Here is a 17,881-nt window from a genome sequence, read left to right on the forward strand (position 1 = left end):
GCGCCCTCTCGAGGCCGCCCAGGCCGCAGCCGCCGGCTCCGGCAGGCACCGTGGCCCGGCCTCACCGCAAGATGCCAGTGCGCCTGCGCACGGCAAGCACCGCAGAACGGACAGGTAGTAGATCTGGCCGGCCGACGGGCCGGAAGTCGCTGAGCTCAGTGGCTTCCGGCCCGTCCGGCTCGGGGCTCCCGCCCAGTCCTCGGCTGCGGGTCAGTCGGCGCCTGCGGCGGGCTTTTCCCCAGCCCCGCCCCTTCCCGAAACTGGGGCGCGTGCCCCAGACCCCCGACTGCCGGTCCGTTGCCGCCTGCGGCGGGAGCGGCCTGCGGCCGCGTCCTCAAACGCCGGACGGGCTGGATATCCAGCCCGTCCGGCGTTTGAGGACAACGCGGCGAAGCCGTGTTGCTGGGGGTCTGGGGGCTTGCCCCCAGTTTCGGGAAGGGGCGGGTAGGGGAAAAAGCCCGCCGCCGGCGCACCCGAGCAGCACGCCATCAGCCCGTCCGGCATGAGGACAACGCACAAAGAGTGCCCCCCCGTCACGGCCGCCGCTTCAAGCCCAGAATCTCCTTCGCCGCGAACGTCTCGCCCAGCGGCCGCGTCGCGAAGTACGGCGTGAGCGCCGTCTCCAGTTCCTCCACCCCGAAGATGCCCTCGGCGGCATCGAACTGCGCCGCGATCCGGGGGCGTTCCAGCACCGCGACCATCCCGCCGTGCACCACGAAGACCTGCCCGGTCACCCCGGCGGCCGCCGGGGAGGCGAGATAGGCGACGAGCGGGGAGACGTGCCCGGGCGCGAGCGCGTCCGGCTCGCCCTCGGGGACGCCGATGCCGGCGAAGACGTCCTCCGTCATCCGGGTCCGCGCCCGGGGGCAGATCGCGTTGGCCGTCACCCCGTACTTGCGCAGCGCCTCCGCCGTCGACGTGGTGAGGCCGACGATGCCGCCCTTCGCGGCCGCGTAGTTCGGCTGGCCCGCCGAGCCGGCGAGGAACGCCTCCGACGAGGTGTTGACGATCCGTCCGTAGACCGGGCGGCCGGTCGCCTTCGACCGTTCCCGCCAGTACGCGGCGGCGAAGCGCGTGGTGTTGAAGTGCCCCTTGAGGTGCACATGGATCACGGAGTCCCACTCGTCCTCGGTCATCGAGAAGACCATCCGGTCGCGGAGGATGCCCGCGTTGTTGACGAGGATGTCGAGCGATCCGCCGCTGCGGACGGCCAGTTCCACCAGTTCCCGGGCCTGCGCGAAGTCGGCCACGTCACCGGCGTGGGCGGTGGCGAGGCCGCCGGCCGCCCTGATCTCGGCGACGACCCGCTCCGCGGGCCCGGCGGACGCGGCGCCGGAGCCGTCGCGGCCGGGCCGGCCGTGGTCGTTGACGATGACGTGCGCGCCGAGCCGGGCCAGTTCGAGCGCCTCGGCCCGGCCGAGGCCGCGCCCCGCGCCGGTGACGATCGCGGTGCGGCCCGCCAGGGATGTCGCCACGGTGCCCCCTTTCAGATCTCGACGCAGGTGCGCAGCGCCTCGCCCGAGCGCATCTGGTCGAGGGCGTCGTTGATCCCGGCGAGCGGGACACGGTGGGTGATGAGTCCGGCGAGGTCGATCCGTCCGGCCCGCCACAGGGCGATGGCGCGTTCGTACGAGCGCGTGATGGACCCGCCGCCGTAGAGGGAGGGCAGGATCCGCTTCTCGTCGAAGAACAGCTCGAACATGTTGATCCGGAAGTCGTCGTCCATCGCGCCCGCCCCGACGACGCACAGCGTGCCGCCGCGCCGTGTCGCCCCGTACGCGGCGCGGGCGGTGGCGGACTTGCCGACGACCTCGAAGACGTAGTCGAAGCCCTCGCCGCCGGTGAGCCGGGCGACGGCCTCGTCGAGGGCGCCGGGCGCGACCGCCTCGGTCGCGCCGAAGCGCAAGGCGGCCTCGCGCCGGGACGCGACGGGGTCGACGGCGACGATGCGGGCCGCTCCGCTGACGCGCGCGCCCTGCACGGCGCAGACCCCCACGCCCCCGCAGCCGATGACGGCGACCGACGAACCGGCCTCCACCGCGGCGGTGTTGAGGGCGGCGCCGAGGCCCGTGGTGACGCCGCAGCCGATGAGGGCGGCGATGTCGTACGGCAGGTCGTCGGGGATGGGCACGGCGCAGCCCGCGTCCACCACGATCTCCTCGGCGAAGGTGCCGGTGCCCGCGAACCCGAAGACGTCGGTGTCCCCGTGGCGGAAGTTGGGGGTGCCGGAGTTCATGAATCCGGCCAGGCAGAGCTGGGACTGTCCGCGCCGGCAGGCCGGACAACTGCCGCACGCGGGAAGCCAGCAGACGAGGACGCGGTCGCCGGGCCGCGGTCCGGCGACGCCGTCGCCGGTCTCGACGACGTCCCCGGCGCCCTCGTGGCCGGGGACGAAGGGGGCGGGCTGCGGCAGGACGCCGGACATGGCGGAGAGGTCGGAGTGGCAGAGCCCGGTGGCCCGCATCCGGATCCTCACCTTGCCCGGCCCGAACCCGGTGGGCTCGACGGAGTCGAGGACGTCGAGCTTGTCCTGCCCGGTCTGATGCAGTACGGCTGCGCGCATGGCGGACTCCTTGGATGTGGGGGCGCGTTCCAGCACGTTCCGGGCGGTGGCCGGCCCTAGTCGTGGGTGACCACCGCGTCCGTCAGGACGGGCGCGTCCCCCCGCTCCGCCACCGTCACCAGCAGCTGGATCCGCCCCGGCCCCACGCTCCAGGCCCGGACGCGGAGCGTCTCGCCCGGGAAGACGACGCCCGCGAAACGGGTCGCGTAGGAGCGGACGCGGGTGACGTCCCCGCCGAGCAGCGTGTCCACGACCGCCTTGAGGGCGATGCCGTAGGAGCACAGGCCGTGCAGGATGGGCCGGTCGAAACCCGCGGCGGCGGCGAACTCGGGGTCGGCGTGCAGGGGGTTCCAGTCTCCGGAGAGGCGGTAGAGGAGGGCCTGGTCCTCGCGGACGGGGCGCTCGGCGGTGACGGACGGGGCGGTCGTGGGCACGTCCAGCCGCGTGGACGTGCCGCGTTCGCCGCCGAAGCCGCCCTCGCCCCTGACGAAGATCTCGCACTCGCTCGTCCACAACGGCCCGTCCGCGTCGGCGGCGTCGGAGCGCAGCACGATGACGGCGGCCTTGCCCTTGTCGTGGACGGCGGTGACGCGCGAGGTATGGGTGGCGCTGCCGCGGAGGGGAATGGGCCGGTGGAGCGCGATGTGCTGTCCGCCGTGCAGGACCGCGGCGAGGTCGATGTCGATGCCGGGCGCGGCGAGGCCGCCGCCCAGCGCCATGCCGCCGCCCGCGACGGTCGCGAAGCTGGGGAGGACGTGGAGCCTGCTCTCCAGGGTGTAGCGGAGTTCGGCGGGGTCGGTGGCCGGGGTGCCCGCTCCGATGCCCAGGTGGTAGAGCTGGATGTCCTTGTGATCCCAGGAGAGTCGGGTGGTACGGGGCTCGGCGGCGACCGCCTGCGCTGCGTCGATCGGCATCGGGGCAGGGCTCCTTCGCGGCGAGGTGGAGACCCCGTCCCGGCCGTCCGCACCGCCGCCCGCGCCGGAGTCACTGCCGGTCGGCCCGGGACACGCTCGACGTAGAACGCGTTCTAGCCGACCCGATGGGACCCATGTATAGCCGATCGCCGTGAGGGTGGGAAGGCCACGGGCGGGGCGGTCCCCGGCGGCGCCGGGCCTTACGACAAATGTCACGGATCGTCGCCCACACTTGCATCTGCCCAGGTCACCACGGTGGTGCTTAAGGTCGGAGCATGAACGACAGCGCCAAGTCGGCGGCACGCCACAGACCACCGGGGAAATACGCCTTCCTGCCGTGGCTCTTCATGCTCACCGAGGACGTCCAGGCGCTCTTCCACGGGCAGGTACCGCTGCCCTGGCTGGGCGGCGCCGGGGTGCTCGCCTTCGCGGTGCTCTACAGCGTGGCGGTCCTCACCAGCCTCGACGAGCGGCGCCGCTACACCCCGACGCCGCACGTGGCGCTCGCCGGGCTGGCGGCCGTGACCTACGCGCTGACCGTCGGCTACGGCGGCGACTGGCTGCTGTGCTTCCCGCTGCTGTCGCTGGCCAGCGGGATCGTGCTCAGGAACCGCGAGGGCAACGGGCGCCTGCTCGGGGTCGTCGTCCTCGTCCTGTCCGGCTCCGCCGGGCTCATCGGCAGCTTCCGCGGCAGTCCCAGCGAGTCGCTGACCATCGGCTACGGCACCATGCTCTCCGGTCTTGTCACCGCCGCGATCCTCACCCTCTTCGAGACCGTCGCCCAACTGCGCGCCACCCGCGAGGAACTGGCCCGCAGCGCGGTCGAGCAGGAGCGGCTGCGCTTCTCGCGCGACCTGCACGACCTGCTCGGCCACACCATGTCCGTGATCGTGGTCAAGGCGGAGGCCGTACGCCGCCTCGCGCCCCGCGACCTGGACGCCGCGCTCGGCCAGGCCGCCGACATCGAGGCCGTCGGGCGGCAGGCGCTCACCGAGATCCGCGAGGCCGTCACGGGCTATCGCGAGGGCAGCCTCACCACCGAACTCGACCGCGCCGGCTCGCTCCTCGAAGCCTCCGGAATCGAAGCCGAGATCCGCCAGTCGGGCCCCCCGCTGCCCCCGCAGTCCGCGGCGCTGCTCGGCTGGGTGGTGCGCGAGGGCGTCACCAATGTCGTACGACACAGCGGCGCCGGGCGCTGCACGGTGGAGGTGCGCGGCGAAACCGACCAAGTGCGCCTGGAGATCACCGACAACGGGCGCGGCGTAGGCTCGGACGCACCCGCGAAGAGCTGCGGCACGGGACTGAAGGGGCTGGCCGAGCGACTGGCCGTCGCGGGTGGTTCCCTGACGTGCGGACCGGACGGACGGCGGGGGTTCCGGCTGGTCGCAGAACTGCCAGTGGACTCGGAGTCCGAGGAGGACCGCAAGAGATGATCAAGGTGTTGCTCGCCGAGGACCAGGGCATGATGCGGGGCGCGCTCGCGCTGCTGCTCGGGCTGGAGGAGGACATCGAGATCGTCGCCCAGGTCGGCAACGGAGACGAGATCCTGCCCAAGGCGCGCGAGACGCGGCCCGACATCGCCCTCCTCGACATCGAACTGCCCGGCCGCAGCGGCCTGGACGCCGCCGCGGACCTGCGGTCGGCGCTGCCGGAGTGCCGGGTGCTGATACTCACGACCTTCGGCCGCCCCGGCTATCTGCGCCGGGCGATGGAGGCCGGGGCGTCCGGCTTCCTGGTGAAGGACGGCCCGGTGGAGGATCTCGCCGCCGCGATCCGCAAGGTGCTCGCGGGCGAGCGCGTCATCGACCCCGGCCTGGCCGCGGCCGCCCTCAGCGCGGGCCCGAACCCTCTCACTCAACGCGAACGCGACGTCCTGGCCGCGGCGGTGGACGGGGCGACGGTCGCGGACATCGCGGCGAAGGTGCACTTGTCACCGGCGACGGTGCGGAATTATCTGTCGGCGGCGATCGGCAAGACGGCCACTCGGAACCGGATGGAGGCGGTGCGGGCGGCGCGGCAGAACGGGTGGCTGTAGCGGGGTTTGGGTGCGGGTCCGTCGGCCTGCGGCGCTCGTTCCCCTGCCCCGCCCCTTCCCGGCTGCGTCTGATGTGCGGCTCCGCCGCGTGGGGGGGCAGGCCCCCAGCAACACGCTTCGCGCGTTGTCCTCAAACGCCGGACGGGCTGAATCGCGCACCCACATCCGCCGAATCCAGCCCGTCCGGCGATTGAGGGCGCGGCAGCAGGCCGCTCCCGCCGCGGGCGGCGAACCGGCCCGCACTCGGGAGCCCCCGCCCCGTAGGAGAGCATGGCCTCACCAACCCGCCATGGAGGAAACCGTGCCCCCCAAACCCGCAACCCTCGCCGCGTTCGAGGCGGCGAAAGGCTTCATGCCGCTCGACGAAGGGCTCGCCCTCCACGAAGCCGCCGAGGCCGCGGCCGCCGCGCACCCCCACCCGCTCCTCGAAGTCGGCACATACTGCGGGCGGTCCACGATCCTGCTCGCCGACGCCGCCCGGGAGGCCGGGACGACGGTGGTGACCGTCGACCACCACCGCGGCAGCGAGGAGCAGCAGCCGGGCTGGGAGTATCACGACCCGACGGTCGTGGACCCCGAGGTGGGCCGGATGGACACGCTGCCCACCTTCCGGCGCACCCTGCACAAGGCGGGTCTGGAGGAGCACGTCATCGCGGTCGTCGGCCGGTCGCCACAGGTCGCGGCGGTCTGGGGCGCGCCCCTCGGGCTGGTGTTCATCGACGGCGGGCACACCGACGAGCACGCCACGGGCGATTACGAGGGCTGGGCCCCGCACCTCGCCGAGGGCGGGCTGCTCGTGATCCACGACGTCTTCGCCGACCCGGCGGACGGCGGCCAGGCCCCGTACCGCGTGTACCGCAGGGCCCTTGCGTCCGGGGCGTTCACCGAAGTCTCGGTAAAGCGCTCGCTGCACGTTCTGCGCCGTACCGGTCCCGGCGTCTGAGCCGCGGCGCTAGCATCGCCGGATGTCCAGAGGCACTTTTCCCCGCGTCCCTCCCCGCGCGCTCGTAGCCGGGGCGGCCGTGGTCGCGGCCGGTCTCCTGGGCTGGCTGCTGTGGGGCGCGAGCAGTGGCTCGGCGGACGGCGGCAAGCGGCCGGCGGCGGCCGCCGCCTCGTCCGCGGCACCGTCCGCGCACCGTACGGGCCCGTCCCCGAAGGCCCCCGCGTCCGCGTCCGTGTCGAAGGGGCCGTCGCCGTCCGCGGCGCCGGAAACGGAGGGCACCCCGAGCGCCGACGGCCCGCTCAAGGGCAAGGTGGTCGTCGTCGATCCCGGGCACAACATCCACAACAGCGAGCACACCGCGGAGATCGACCGCTCCGTGGACATCGGCACGGGCCGCAAGGAGTGCGACACCACCGGCACCTCCACGAACGCCGGTTACGCGGAGGCGACGTTCAGCCTCGACGTCGCCCACCGGATCCGGGAGATCCTCCAGGCACAGGGCGCCGAGGTGCGGCTCACCCACGACGGCGACCGGCCGTACGGGCCGTGCGTGGACGAGCGGGCCGAGATCGGCGACAAGGCGCACGCGGACGCCGCCGTCTCCGTGCACGCGGACGGCGCGGCCGTCGGCGACCGCGGGTTCCATGTGATCCTCCCCGCCGCGGTGCGGGCCGGCCGGGCGGACACCGGGCCGATCGTGGGGCCGTCGAAGGAGCTGGGCGAGCGGATCGCCGGCACCTTCGTACGGACGACCGGAAGCGCGCCGTCCAATTACATCGGCGGCGGCACCGGGCTCGACACCCGCTCGGATCTCGGGGGCCTCAACCTCTCGACGGTGCCCAAGGTGTTCATCGAGTGCGGCAATATGCGCGACCCTCAGGACGCCGCTCTGCTGACCGACCCGGCATGGCGCCAAAAAGCGGCGCAAGGGATCGCGAACGGTGTCGCGGACTTCCTGCGGAGGTAAGTACCGGCAGGCCACGGGCATGTCACGAGGGTGATACGAAGGAGACGCCCCGACCGTTCAGGCGATAGGTTCACCCGTACGATGGGGGGCCACCCCCGCGCCCCCTCGCATCTCGCGTACCGGCGACAGCGACGACACTGATCAACACTGACAAAGGACTTTAGGTGAACATCCGCTCCCTCACTCGAGGCGACGGCGTGGTGATCGGAGCAGCGGTGTTGCTGTTCATCGCCTCGTTCCTCAGCTTCTACTCGTACGACTGCGGCGCGCAGTCGTCGTTCTGCCCGACGGAGCCGAACGGCTGGAAGTCCGGCCTGTTCCCCGTACTGCCGTCGATCTTCCTCGCCGGGATCATCGCCGCCGCGCTCATCGTCGCCGCCCGTTTCCAGCCCGAGGGACGCAAGCTCGTCGGCATGGGCCTGGACCAGTGGGGCACCGCGTTCGCGGTGTTCGCCGCGTGGTCCTCGCTGTGGACGATCGTCGGCGGCGGTTCCCAGGTGTCCGCGGGTGTCGGCCAGATCCTCGGTCTGATCGCCAACCTCGCGCTCGCCGCGGCCGCGGTGCTCACGCCGCGCACCCCGGCGCTCAAGGCCCCGCTGGTCGGCACCCCCGGCCCGCAGGCCCCGGGTCCGTACGGCGTCGGCCCGAACCCGGGCTACGGCTACCCCGGCGGCATGCAGCAGCCCGGTGCCGCGGGCCCGTACGGCGCGCAGCCCTCGTACGGCGGCCAGCCGGGGCAGCAGGAGCACGGTGCGGACCACGGCATGGGCGAGGCGGCCGCCGCCGCTCCGCAGGCCGCGGCGCAGCCCGCCGCTCCGGCCGCGGACTTCGCCCCGTTCTGGTTCGCCGTGCCGGTGGCCCGTCCGCTCTACGCGGAGGACGGCTCCCCGACGCCGGTCGCCGAGCTCGCGCCCGGCACCTGGTACCTCGCGGTCGACCAGCGCGGTCAGGCCCTCGTCGCGCAGACGCAGGACGGCCGCCGCGGTGTGCTCCAGGACACCACGGGCATCCAGCGCGGCTGACGCGCGCCCGCCCTTCTCGACGGCCCGCCGGGTTCTTCCCGGCGGGCCGTCGTCTTGTCCCGCGCCTTGTCCCGCGCCGGGCGGGTCCGTACAGTCGCATAACTGACGCTCCGTCAGCTCAACGGAGGTGGCCATGCGGCTCGGACTCGCGCTCGGCTACTGGGGCCGCGGCCCCGACCCCCGCCACGTCGAGCTCGCCGTCGAGGCGGAGCGGCTGGGCTACGACTCCGTGTGGACGGCCGAGTCCTGGGGCTCCGACGCCTTCACCGCCCTCACCTGGATCGCCGCGCACACCCGGCGCGTACGGCTCGGCACGGCGGTGGCGCAGATGGCCGCGCGCGCCCCGACCGCGACCGCGATGCACGCGCTGACCCTCGACCACCTCTCCGGCGGCCGGATGCTGCTCGGCCTCGGGCTGTCGGGCCCCCAGGTCGTGGAGGGGTGGTACGGGCGCCCCTTCCCGGACAGCCCGCTGACCGCGACGCGCGAATACGTCGAGGTCGTACGGCAGGTGCTGCGGCGCCGGGCGCCGGTCGCCCTCGACGGCCGCTACCACCCGCTACCCTACACCGGCCCCGGTGCCACGGGCCTCGGCAAGCCGCTCAAGCCGGTCACCCATCCCCTGCGGCCCGGCCTGCCCGTCCTGCTGGGCGCCGAAGGCCCCCGGAACATCGCGCAGACCGTGCGCGTCGCCGACGGCTGGCTGCCGCTCTACTGGTCCCCGCTGCGCACCCATCTCCACGCGGCGGCTCTCGCCAGCGCCCCCGAAGGCTTCATGGTGGCCCCGCTCGCCCAGGCCCGCCTCTGCGCCGACGTGGCCGAGGGCCTGCGGCCGGTGCGGGCCATGCTCGCCTTCTACATCGGCGCCATGGGCCACGCGAGCCGCAACTTCCACGCCGACCTCATGGCCCGCATGGGCTTCCCCGAGGAGGCCGCCCGCGTCCGCGCCCTCTTCCTCGCGGGCCGCCGCGAGGAGGCGGTCGCCGCCGTACCATCCGCTTTCGCCGACGAGATCTCTCTGGTGGGGCCGCGGGCGCGTCTCGCGGAGCGGCTGGCTCTCTGGCGGGCGGGGCCGGTGACGGATCTGCTGGTGGTGACGCGGGATGTGGGGACGCTTCGGGTTCTGGCGGAGCTCAACGCTTAGAGGGTGCGGGTCCGTTGGCCTGCGGCGCTTTTTCCCCTACCCCGCCCCTTCCCGAAACCGGGGAGACCCCGGACCCCAGCGCCCTTCGGCCGCGTCCTCAATCTCCCCCGGCTACCGCTGGAAGGTGCCCCCAACGGGCTGGATATCCAGCCCGTCCGGCGATTGAGGACAACGCGGCGAAGCCGTGTTGCTGGAGGCTGGGGGGCTGGGGCTTGCCCCCAGTTCGGGAAGGGGCGGGGCCGGGGAAAAAGGCCCGCCGCGGGCGGAAGCAACCCGCACCCCCTCACGGCCGCCCCTCCCCCCAAAGCCACCCGTCGAAAAGCCGCTTCAAACTCCGCCCCGCCTTCCCCTCGCACAGCGCGATGAACTCAGCCGTATCCCCGTTCCCATAACGGTGATCGGAAGCCCACTGCCGCGCGATAGCGAAAAACGTCTCATCCCCCACACCCCGCCGCAATTCATGCAACAACATCGCCCCCCGCCCATAAACCGGCGGATCGGAAATCGTCTCCGCCGTGGGCTTCCCCGGCGGAAACGCCCAGATACCCGAACTCTCCGGATCCTTGCCGGAGTAGAAGTCGTCGAATATGCGCTGGGCGGAGCGGCCGCCCTCCTTCTCCTCCCACAGCCATTCCGCGTACTGGGCGAAGCTCTCGCTGAGCCACATGTCGCGCCAGGTGCGCGGGGTGACGGAGTTGCCGAACCACTGGTGGGCGACCTCGTGGACCACGATGGCGTCACTCGGTGCCTCGTCGAAGTACGGCTTGGTCTGGGTCTCCAGGGCGTAGTCGACGTACTCGTTGTGGTCGATGACCGCTCCGGCCGAGGAGAAGGGGTACGGGCCGAAGAGCCCGCTCGCCCACTCGATCGCGCGGGGCAGCAGCTTGGCCATGCGCGGTGCGGCGGCGGCCTCCTCGGGGTGGGTGGCGATATAGACGGGCAGGTCGCCGGCCTTCGTCGTGGTGACCTCGAATTCGTTCACGACGACGCTCGCCAGATAGCTCGCCATCGGCTCGGGGCTGTGCCAGGAGAAGGTGGCGCGGCCGCCGCGCACCTCCTTGCGCTTCAACTCGCCGTTGGCCACGGCGGTGTAGCCCTCGGGCACGGTCACCTCGATGTCGTAGGTGGCCTTGTCGGAGGGGTGGTGGTTGCCTGGGAACCAGGCCGTCGAGCCGGTGGGTTCGCCCAGGGCCGCGGCGCCGGTGTCCGTCTCCACCCAGCCTTCGAGGGAGTCGTCCGCGTCCGTGATCTCCTGGGGAACGCCTTCGTAGACGACCACCGTCTGGAACTCGCGGCCCTTGCCCACCGTCGTGCCGGGCCTCACCGTCAGCTCGGCGCCCTTGCGCGCCGTGCCGGCCGGCTTGCCGTCGACGCGGGCGTCGCGCACCTTCATGCCCTTGAGGTCGAGGTTGAAGGCGTCCAGGTCCTGGGTGGCGCGGGCGGTGATGACGGCGGTGGCGTGCAGCCGGTTGCCCTCCGGTGCGTAGTCCAGCGTCAGGCCGTAGTGCTGGACGTCGTAACCGCCGTTGCCCAGACGGGGGAAGAGCGGGTCGCCGGCCCCTGCGGCGCCCGCCTTCCCGCTGTCGCTCCCCGCCGAGCAGGAGGTGACGAGCATCAGGGCCGCGGGCAGCAGCACCCCGCGCCTCAGCCGACGCCGGCGGCGCGGAGCCGTGCGGCTCACGGAGGATCTGGGTATACCGGTCATACCCGCGATGCTCTCACCCGGGCGCCGCTCAGCCGAAGCTGGCCGTCTCCAGCCAGAGGTCGAGCAGCGCGCGGTCGCCCAGGACCTCGACGCGGCCGTCGGCTATCGGCTGCCGATGATAGAAGACCGCCAGCACGTCGGCCACCGGCCCGCGCACGGTGACGGCCGCCTTCTCGTGGCCGCGCCGCCACGCCATGCGCTCACCGGTGAGATCGACGAACCACTCCGCCGCCGCTTCCGCCGGGGTGTCCGTGGCGTGCAGATGGATCGTGCGGCCGGGGCCCAGCAGCCCCTTCAGCTCCGGCTTGCGCTCCAGCACCGCGGGGTAGGTGGACATCTCCAGCCATTCGTCCAGGCAGTCCACCGCCACCTCGGGATCGATGGTGAACTCGATACCGGCCGTCCGCTGCGCGTCGGCCCGGTGGATGGCCGTCTCGTGCGTCATCCGGCGGGCCCAGAAGTCCGCGGTGCGGCTCTCGGCGAACGTCCACACCGGGGCATCCGCGCCCGCCTCGCGCAGCGTGGAGACCAGGGTCTCCGCCCCTGCCAGCAGCCAGCCGCCGAGGGCCGTCTCGTCGCCGGGGGACGGGTCGCCGGGGCCGGACTCGGCGGAGAACTCCTCGGCGCGCACCTCGAATTCGGTGGTCCTCGTCCGCACCAGCGACTCGGCGAACCGGTGCGCCCGGCCGACATGCAGCACGAGCTGGGCCAGGGTCCAGTCCGGGCAGGTGGGCACGGTCGCCGCGAGGTCGGCGCCCCGGAGCGCGGCGCGCATCAGCGCGGTCTGGGCGAGGACCTCGGAACAGTAACGGTCATAGCTGAGTTTCGTCATGGGGCCACTGTAGAGAGGGCCACTGACAACAGCCTTGCCCGCGCCCCTTGTTCGGGCGGCTCAGCCCTTCTGGATGTCGGAGTAGGACGGCACCTGGTCCGTGACCGGGGCGCCCGCGCCCTTGCCCGCGTCCTTCACGTTGTTGATGACTTTGTCGAAGGAGTCGGCGTCGCTGTCGGTGGCGTCGCCCTTGCGGAACTTCGTGGTCAGCCCCTTGAGCGAGTCGATGCCCGCGCTGAGCGGCGCCACGGCCTTGGCGAGGGTCGGGTCGCCCTTGGCGTTGTTCACGGCGGCCTTGAAGCGGTTGTACGAGAACGTGCCCGCGAGGCCCGCCTTCACCAGAGCGACGGTGCGGCCGTCGGCGCCCTTCTTGAAGGCGCCGTTCCGGTAGGGCTTGATGACCCACTGGTACGCGGCTCCCGCGGCGAGCCCGGCATTGGTCACGAAGCGCGTCTTCGCGAACTTCTGCTTCTCCACGGAGCTGGTGGGGGTGGGGCCGCTCGTGCTCTCCGATTCCTTCTTCTTCCCGCCGCCGCATCCCGCACCGACGAAGAGAAGACCGCAGACGAGGGGCACGGCGATGACGGCACGGCGATTCACGGTGACCTCCGGTGGGGGCGACATCCCTCCGAAAAGGGTCCCCTGTACGGCGCGCCGCCGCCACAGGGAAGACCCGTTCGAGTGTCCTCGCCCCGCTCACCGCGGGCACGGCGTCAGCAGCAGTCGGGCTCCAGGCCGACGGGCAGCCGCTCGCCGCCGAAGACCGCCGTCGTCGCCTCGTCGCCGCCCAGTGCCGCGACCGCGAGCAGCAGGGAGCCGGCCGTCCACGTCGTCAGCTCCTCGGGCCAGATCGCGTCGTCCTCGAAGACGTAGCCGGTCCAGTAGAGGCCGCCCTCGGCCCGCAGGTGCTGGATCCACTGGAGGATCTCCACCGCGCGGTCGGACTCGCCCATCACCCAGAGGGCGAGGGCGAGTTCGCAGCTCTCGCCGCCGGTCACCCAGGGGTTCGGCAGGACGCACCGGACGCCGAGGCCCGGCACGACGAAGCGGTCCCAGCCCTCCTCGATGCGTTCCTTGGCCGCGGGACCGGAGAGCGCGCCGCCGAGCACCGGGTAGTACCAGTCCATGGAGTAGCGGCTCTTGTCGAGGAACCGCTCGGGGTGCTCGCGGATCGCGTGGGCCAGCAGGCCGGTGGCCAGCTCCCAGTCCGGCTGCGGCTCCTCGCGGTGCTCGGCGATGGCCAGGGCGCAGCGCAGCGCCTGGTGGATCGAGGAGGAGCCGGTGAGGAGCGCGTCGGTGACGTCCGTGCCGTCCTCCTCCCGCTTCCAGCCGATCTGGCCGCCGGGCTGCTGGAGCCGCAGGACGAATTCGACGGCGGCGAAGACGGTCGGCCACATGCCGTCGAGGAAGGCGTCGTCGCCGGTGGAGAGGTAGTGGTGCCAGACGCCGACCGCGACGTAGGCGACGAAGTTGGTCTCGCGGCCGCGGTCGGTGGGTTCGGCGGCGTCGCCGTCGGCGTACGCGGCGTACCACGAGCCGTCGGGGTTCTGGTGCTCGGCGAGCCAGCGGTAGGCGGCCGCGGCGCGGGCGTGCTCGCCCGCGGCGTCCAGGGCCATGGCGGCCTCGACGTGGTCCCACGGGTCGAGGTGGTGCCCGCGGAACCAGGGTATGGCGCCGTCCTCGCGCTGCGCGGCGGCGATGCCGGCCACCGTGCGGGCGGCCTGCTCCGCGGTGAGGACGCCGGACAGGACGAGGCGGTCGGTGCGGTCCGGCCCGCGGCCGGCCCTGGTCACGCGCGCTCCCCGGCGGGCGCGTGCGGCTTGGTCGCGTACGCCACGAAGCTCTTGCCGATGACGGGGTTGAGGAGCTGCTCGGCGACCCGGGTGGCCGCGGGCTTCTTCATGATGTCCCAGACCAGCAGCTTGTGGTAGGCGCGGACGGGGAGCGCCTTGTCGTTGTCGACGCCGAAGGCGCACTTGAGCCACCAGTAGGGGCTGTGCAGGCCGTGGGCGTGGTGGGTGCCGTACGGGGCCAGGCCCGCCTCGCGCATCTTGTCGAGGAGTTCGTCACCGCGGTAGATGCGGATGTGGCCGCCCTCCACCTCGTGATAGGCGTCGGAGAGCGCCCAGCAGACTTTCTCCGGGCCGTAGCGGGGCACGGTGACGGCGATCCGGCCGCCCGGCCTGAGGACGCGGACCATCTCGGCGAGCACGCCCTTGTCGTCGGGGATGTGCTCCATCACCTCGGAGATGATGACGACGTCGAAGCTCTCGTCGGGGAAGGGCAGGGCGAGGGCGTCGCCCTCCATGGCGGTGGCGGTGGCGCCGGCGGGGGCCTCACCGGCCTCCTTCATGGCCGCGAACCACTTGGCGACCTCGCGTATCTCCTCGGCGTTGCGGTCGAGGGCGACGACCCGCGCGCCTCGCCGGTAGCACTCGAAGGCGTGCCGGCCCGCGCCGCACCCCAGGTCGAGGACGCGGTCGCCTGCGGCGAGCGGGAAGCGGGAGAAATCGACGGTCAGCACGAATGTTTGCTTTCGTCCGGCGGGTCAGGTCGATGGGGGCGGAGGGACGCGGCGTGGCCGGGCCCGTCCGGGACCCGGCTGCGGGAAGGGGCGGGCGGGCAGCGACATCAGCCGCGCCGCCCCGCCACCGCGGCGGCGGTGCCCTGCCGGGCGATCGCCGAGCGGTAGCGCTCGGCGGTCCCGATGGCCGCCTGCCGCCAGGTGAAACGGGACAGCACGCGCTCGCGGCCGGCCGCGCCGAGCGTGCGCCGGAGCGCCTCGTCGCCGAGCAGCCGGTGCAGCGCGGAAGCCAGCGCTCCGGGGTCGCCCGGCGGCACCGCGAGGCATGTCTCGCCGTCGGGCCCGGCGACCTCGGGGATCGCCCCGCCCGTCGTGGCGACCAGCGGTGTACCCGTGGCCATCGCCTCGGCGGCCGGCAGGGAGAAGCCCTCGTAGAGCGAGGGGACGCAGGAGATCTGGGCCGAGCGCACCAGGCCGACGAGTTCCGCGTCGGTGATGCCCTTGACGAACTCGACCGCGCCTTCGAGGCCGCACCGCCGGATGGCGTGGGCCACCGGGCCGTCCTCCGCGCGCTTGCCGACGACGACGAGGTGGGCGGCGGGGTGCCGCGCGCGCACGACGGCCAGTGCCTCGACGAGGTGGACGAGGCCCTTGAGGGGGACGTCCGCGCTGGAGGTGGTGACGATCCGGCCGGGCACCTCGGGCACGGACGGGTCGGGCGAGAAGAGCTCGGTGTCGGCGCCGATGGGCACGACGTGCACCCGGTCCGGGGAGACCCCGAGGTGGGTGACGATCTCCTGGCGCGAGGAGCCGGAGACGGTCAGCACGGAGGGCAGCCGCCGCGCGACCCGCTTCTGCATGCGGGTGAAGCCGTACCAGCGGCGCACGGACGCGCGCCGCTTCCAGTCGGCCGCGGCGTCGAGGTCGAGCTGCCGGTCGACGGTGATGGGGTGGTGGATGGTGGTCACCAGCGGAGCGCCGAGCGCGGCGGGTCCGCCGAGCAGGCCGTAGCCGAGCGTCTGGTTGTCGTGCACGACGTCGAACCGGCCGCGGTGCGCGGCGAGGTGACGGCGGGCCCGCAGGCTGAAGGTGAGCGGCTCGGGGAAGCCGCCGGTCCACATGGTGGCCACCTCCAGCGCGTCGATCCAGTCGCGGTATTCGTCGCGGCCGGGCGTGCGGAAGGGGTCGGGCTGGCGGTAGAGGTCGAGGCTGGGCAGCTCGGTGAGGCTCACCCGGCCGCCGCCGGCGGCGCCGTCACCGTCGAGGACGGGATAGGGCTGCGAGCCGATGACCTCGACGTGGTGACCGAGCCGGGCGAGCTCGCGGGAGAGGTGGCGTACGTAGACACCCTGGCCACCGCAGAACGGGTTCCCCTTATAGGTGAGCAGGGCGATCCGCAGCGGGCGGTCACCGCCCCTGTCCACGGGGTGGTCGTCGTGCGCGAGCGTTGCCTCCGTGGCCTCCGCGGTCACTCCCGGCCTCCTTCTCGCTGCTGTTCCCGCCGGAGCGTAACCGGTCGCGCTAATCTAGAACAAGTTTCAGACTGGGTAGTCCGGAAGCCTTGAATCTACCGGCCGGACGGCCGGTGGAGCGGGCCGGATCGGGTGATTCGCGCCACGGCTTCGCCCCTGCCATGCTGTGCCGTCCGGGCCCCACGGACAGCGCCGGACGGCTTGCCACGGAATGGGACATATGACTACGGACTCCAGGTCGGCTCCGACGCCGGCGTCGGCCGCCCCTTCCCCGCTGCCCAGACCACTGCTGACGGAGCGTCAGGAGGCCCGGCGGCGGCGCATCCTGGATGCCACCACCCGGCTGGCGACCCGCGGCGGCTTCGACGCCGTGCAGATGCGGGAGGTCGCCGAGTCGTCGAACGTGGCGCTCGGCACGCTCTACCGCTACTTCCCCTCGAAGATCCACCTGCTGGTCGCCACCATGCAGGACCAGCTCCAGCAGCTCCACGAGACCCTGCGCAAGCGGCCGTTGACGGACGAGGACCCGGCGGCGCGCGTGGCCCAGACGCTGATGCGGGCCTTCCGCGCGATGCAGCGCGAGCCGCACCTCGCGGACGCGATGGTGCGCGCCCTCACCTTCGCCGACCGGTCCGTGAGCTCCGAGGTCGACACCGTCTCCCGGCTGACCACGGCGATCATCCTGGACGCGATGGGCCCCGCGGGCGCGGCCGGACCGCCCACCCCCGAGCGGCTCTCCGCCGTGCGCGTCATCGAGCACACCTGGCACTCGGCACTGATCACCTGGCTTTCCGGGCGGGCCTCCATCGCCCAGGTGAAGATCGACATCGAGACGGTTTGCCGGCTCATCGACCCCATCAGCCTCAACTCCCCCCGCTGATCACCTGCTTCATCCCGCTTTGCCCCAGGACGCCCGTATCCACATTCCACTGGCAAGAGGTTCCGGGGGGCGCGTTCGAGTGAACTTGGGGCGCGCATGGCGCGAAGTGTGCGCCCTTGCGCCCCCCGCAGGTCAGTTATCCGCGCCCGTGGCTGTGGCACCCGCCGGTATGAATTTGAAGTGCCCGGTACGGCGATCGCCGCACCGGGGTGGCGGGAGGGCGGGGGCTGACACGTGATCCGGGTCTTGCTGGTGCACGACACCCATCTGCTGCGCGCTGCCCTGGCCGCGCTGATCGGACGAGAGCCGGACCTGGAGGTCTCGGCGTCCTCCTGGACCCACGCCGTGGCCGAGTCACGGGTGCTGCTCCCCCATGTGTGCGTGGTGGACATGGACAGCCCCGAGGCCGGCGGGCCGTACGGCCTGCGGGAGCTCTCGGCATGGTGTGACGCCGGGGACGGCGCGACGGCCCTGTTGGCCCTGGCGACGGCGGAACGGCCGGGGCCACTGCGCCGGGCGTACGAGGAGCGGGCCTTGGGGTACTTGAGCAAAAACGCTTCACCTGGCCGGCTTTTCGAGGCCATAAGGCGGGTGGCGAAGGGCGAGCGCTATATCGACGAGTCCCTCGGTTACAGCTTCCTGCAAGCCTCCGACATACCGCTGACCAACCGCGAGCTGACCGTCCTCTCCCTCGCGGCCGAGGGCGCCTCCATCGGGGAGATAGCCGGCAGCCTGCACCTGTCGAACGGCACGGTGCGCAACTACATGGCGGCGATCACCCGCAAGACCGGAGCCCGCAACCGCGTGGACGCGATCCGCATCTCGCGGGTGGAGGGCTGGGTCTGAGCCCGAGCGGTGCTTCCGGGGGCTTCCGGAAGCA

Annotated in this window: 17 protein-coding genes; 8 read left to right on the forward strand and 9 right to left on the reverse strand. The window is 72.7% G+C overall.

The window, feature by feature from the left end:
* Nucleotides 1–533 precede the first annotated feature (533 nt).
* From ACH427_RS02095 to ACH427_RS02105, 3 genes are read right to left on the reverse strand one after another with little or no spacing between them, the layout of a single operon-like run.
* Nucleotides 534–1,475, reverse strand: a complete 942-nt coding sequence (locus ACH427_RS02095) for a 3-oxoacyl-ACP reductase (protein ID WP_398867402.1) — start codon at nt 1,473–1,475, stop codon at nt 534–536.
* A gap of 11 nt (nt 1,476–1,486) precedes the next feature.
* Nucleotides 1,487–2,563, reverse strand: coding sequence for a Zn-dependent alcohol dehydrogenase (locus ACH427_RS02100; protein WP_398867403.1), 1,077 nt, complete (start codon nt 2,561–2,563; stop codon nt 1,487–1,489).
* Nucleotides 2,564–2,619: 56 nt separating this feature from the next.
* Nucleotides 2,620–3,477 carry a MaoC/PaaZ C-terminal domain-containing protein gene (locus tag ACH427_RS02105; protein WP_398867404.1) on the reverse strand — a complete coding sequence of 286 codons (858 nt, stop codon included), beginning with the start codon at nt 3,475–3,477 and terminating at the stop codon, nt 2,620–2,622.
* Nucleotides 3,478–3,752: 275 nt separating this feature from the next.
* Between ACH427_RS02105 and ACH427_RS02110 the strand changes: the two genes are divergently transcribed.
* The 6 genes from ACH427_RS02110 to ACH427_RS02135 all read left to right on the forward strand — a co-directional run bounded on the left by ACH427_RS02110 (nt 3,753) and on the right by ACH427_RS02135 (nt 9,588).
* A complete protein-coding gene (locus tag ACH427_RS02110; protein ID WP_398867405.1) occupies nt 3,753–4,910 on the forward strand; it encodes a sensor histidine kinase in 1,158 nt (385 codons plus the stop codon).
* The gene (locus tag ACH427_RS02115; RefSeq protein WP_398867406.1) at nt 4,907–5,512 is read left to right on the forward strand and encodes a response regulator; all 606 of its coding nucleotides are present in this window, start codon (nt 4,907–4,909) and stop codon (nt 5,510–5,512) included. The genes ACH427_RS02110 and ACH427_RS02115 overlap by 4 nt, the downstream gene beginning before the upstream one ends.
* Nucleotides 5,513–5,801: 289 nt before the next feature.
* Entirely contained in the window at nt 5,802–6,455 is a 654-nt protein-coding gene (locus tag ACH427_RS02120; RefSeq protein ID WP_398867407.1) for a class I SAM-dependent methyltransferase, read from the forward strand.
* Between the two features lie 22 nt (nt 6,456–6,477).
* Nucleotides 6,478–7,422, forward strand: a complete 945-nt coding sequence (locus ACH427_RS02125; RefSeq protein ID WP_398867408.1) for an N-acetylmuramoyl-L-alanine amidase — start codon at nt 6,478–6,480, stop codon at nt 7,420–7,422.
* Nucleotides 7,423–7,586: 164 nt separating this feature from the next.
* Entirely contained in the window at nt 7,587–8,444 is an 858-nt protein-coding gene (locus ACH427_RS02130; protein WP_398867409.1) for a hypothetical protein, read from the forward strand.
* 133 nt (nt 8,445–8,577) lie between these two features.
* Nucleotides 8,578–9,588: an LLM class F420-dependent oxidoreductase gene (locus ACH427_RS02135; RefSeq protein WP_398867410.1), complete on the forward strand. Its 1,011-nt coding sequence runs from the start codon at nt 8,578–8,580 to the stop codon at nt 9,586–9,588.
* A 283-nt stretch (nt 9,589–9,871) separates the two neighbouring features.
* Here the strand turns inward: ACH427_RS02135 and ACH427_RS02140 are convergent, their stop codons facing one another.
* The 6 genes from ACH427_RS02140 to ACH427_RS02165 all read right to left on the reverse strand — a co-directional run bounded on the left by ACH427_RS02140 (nt 9,872) and on the right by ACH427_RS02165 (nt 16,121).
* Complete coding sequence (locus ACH427_RS02140) at nt 9,872–11,269, reverse strand: M1 family metallopeptidase (RefSeq protein WP_398867411.1); 1,398 nt, start codon at nt 11,267–11,269, stop codon at nt 9,872–9,874.
* Between the two features lie 52 nt (nt 11,270–11,321).
* A complete protein-coding gene (locus tag ACH427_RS02145) occupies nt 11,322–12,125 on the reverse strand; it encodes a maleylpyruvate isomerase family mycothiol-dependent enzyme (RefSeq protein WP_398867412.1) in 804 nt (267 codons plus the stop codon).
* A 60-nt stretch (nt 12,126–12,185) separates the two neighbouring features.
* On the reverse strand, nt 12,186–12,749 hold the full coding sequence (locus ACH427_RS02150) for a hypothetical protein (protein ID WP_398867413.1): 564 nt from the start codon (nt 12,747–12,749) through the stop codon (nt 12,186–12,188).
* Nucleotides 12,750–12,838: 89 nt separating this feature from the next.
* Nucleotides 12,839–13,918 (reverse strand): prenyltransferase, encoded by a 1,080-nt coding sequence (locus ACH427_RS02155; RefSeq protein ID WP_398867414.1) that lies wholly within the window; start codon nt 13,916–13,918, stop codon nt 12,839–12,841.
* Entirely contained in the window at nt 13,915–14,649 is a 735-nt protein-coding gene (locus ACH427_RS02160; RefSeq protein WP_398867415.1) for a methyltransferase domain-containing protein, read from the reverse strand. The genes ACH427_RS02155 and ACH427_RS02160 overlap by 4 nt, the downstream gene beginning before the upstream one ends.
* Nucleotides 14,650–14,756: 107 nt before the next feature.
* Nucleotides 14,757–16,121: a glycosyltransferase family 4 protein gene (locus ACH427_RS02165; protein WP_398867416.1), complete on the reverse strand. Its 1,365-nt coding sequence runs from the start codon at nt 16,119–16,121 to the stop codon at nt 14,757–14,759.
* 220 nt (nt 16,122–16,341) lie between these two features.
* On the opposite strand from ACH427_RS02165, the gene ACH427_RS02170 reads away from it, so the two are divergent.
* Complete coding sequence (locus ACH427_RS02170) at nt 16,342–17,001, forward strand: TetR family transcriptional regulator (RefSeq protein ID WP_398867417.1); 660 nt, start codon at nt 16,342–16,344, stop codon at nt 16,999–17,001.
* A 234-nt stretch (nt 17,002–17,235) separates the two neighbouring features.
* Nucleotides 17,236–17,847 (forward strand): response regulator transcription factor, encoded by a 612-nt coding sequence (locus tag ACH427_RS02175; protein WP_398867418.1) that lies wholly within the window; start codon nt 17,236–17,238, stop codon nt 17,845–17,847.
* Nucleotides 17,848–17,881: the final 34 nt, after the last annotated feature.

The organism is Streptomyces sp. NPDC020379 (assembly GCF_044387105.1).
Taxonomy (GTDB): Bacteria; Actinomycetota; Actinomycetes; order Streptomycetales; family Streptomycetaceae; genus Streptomyces.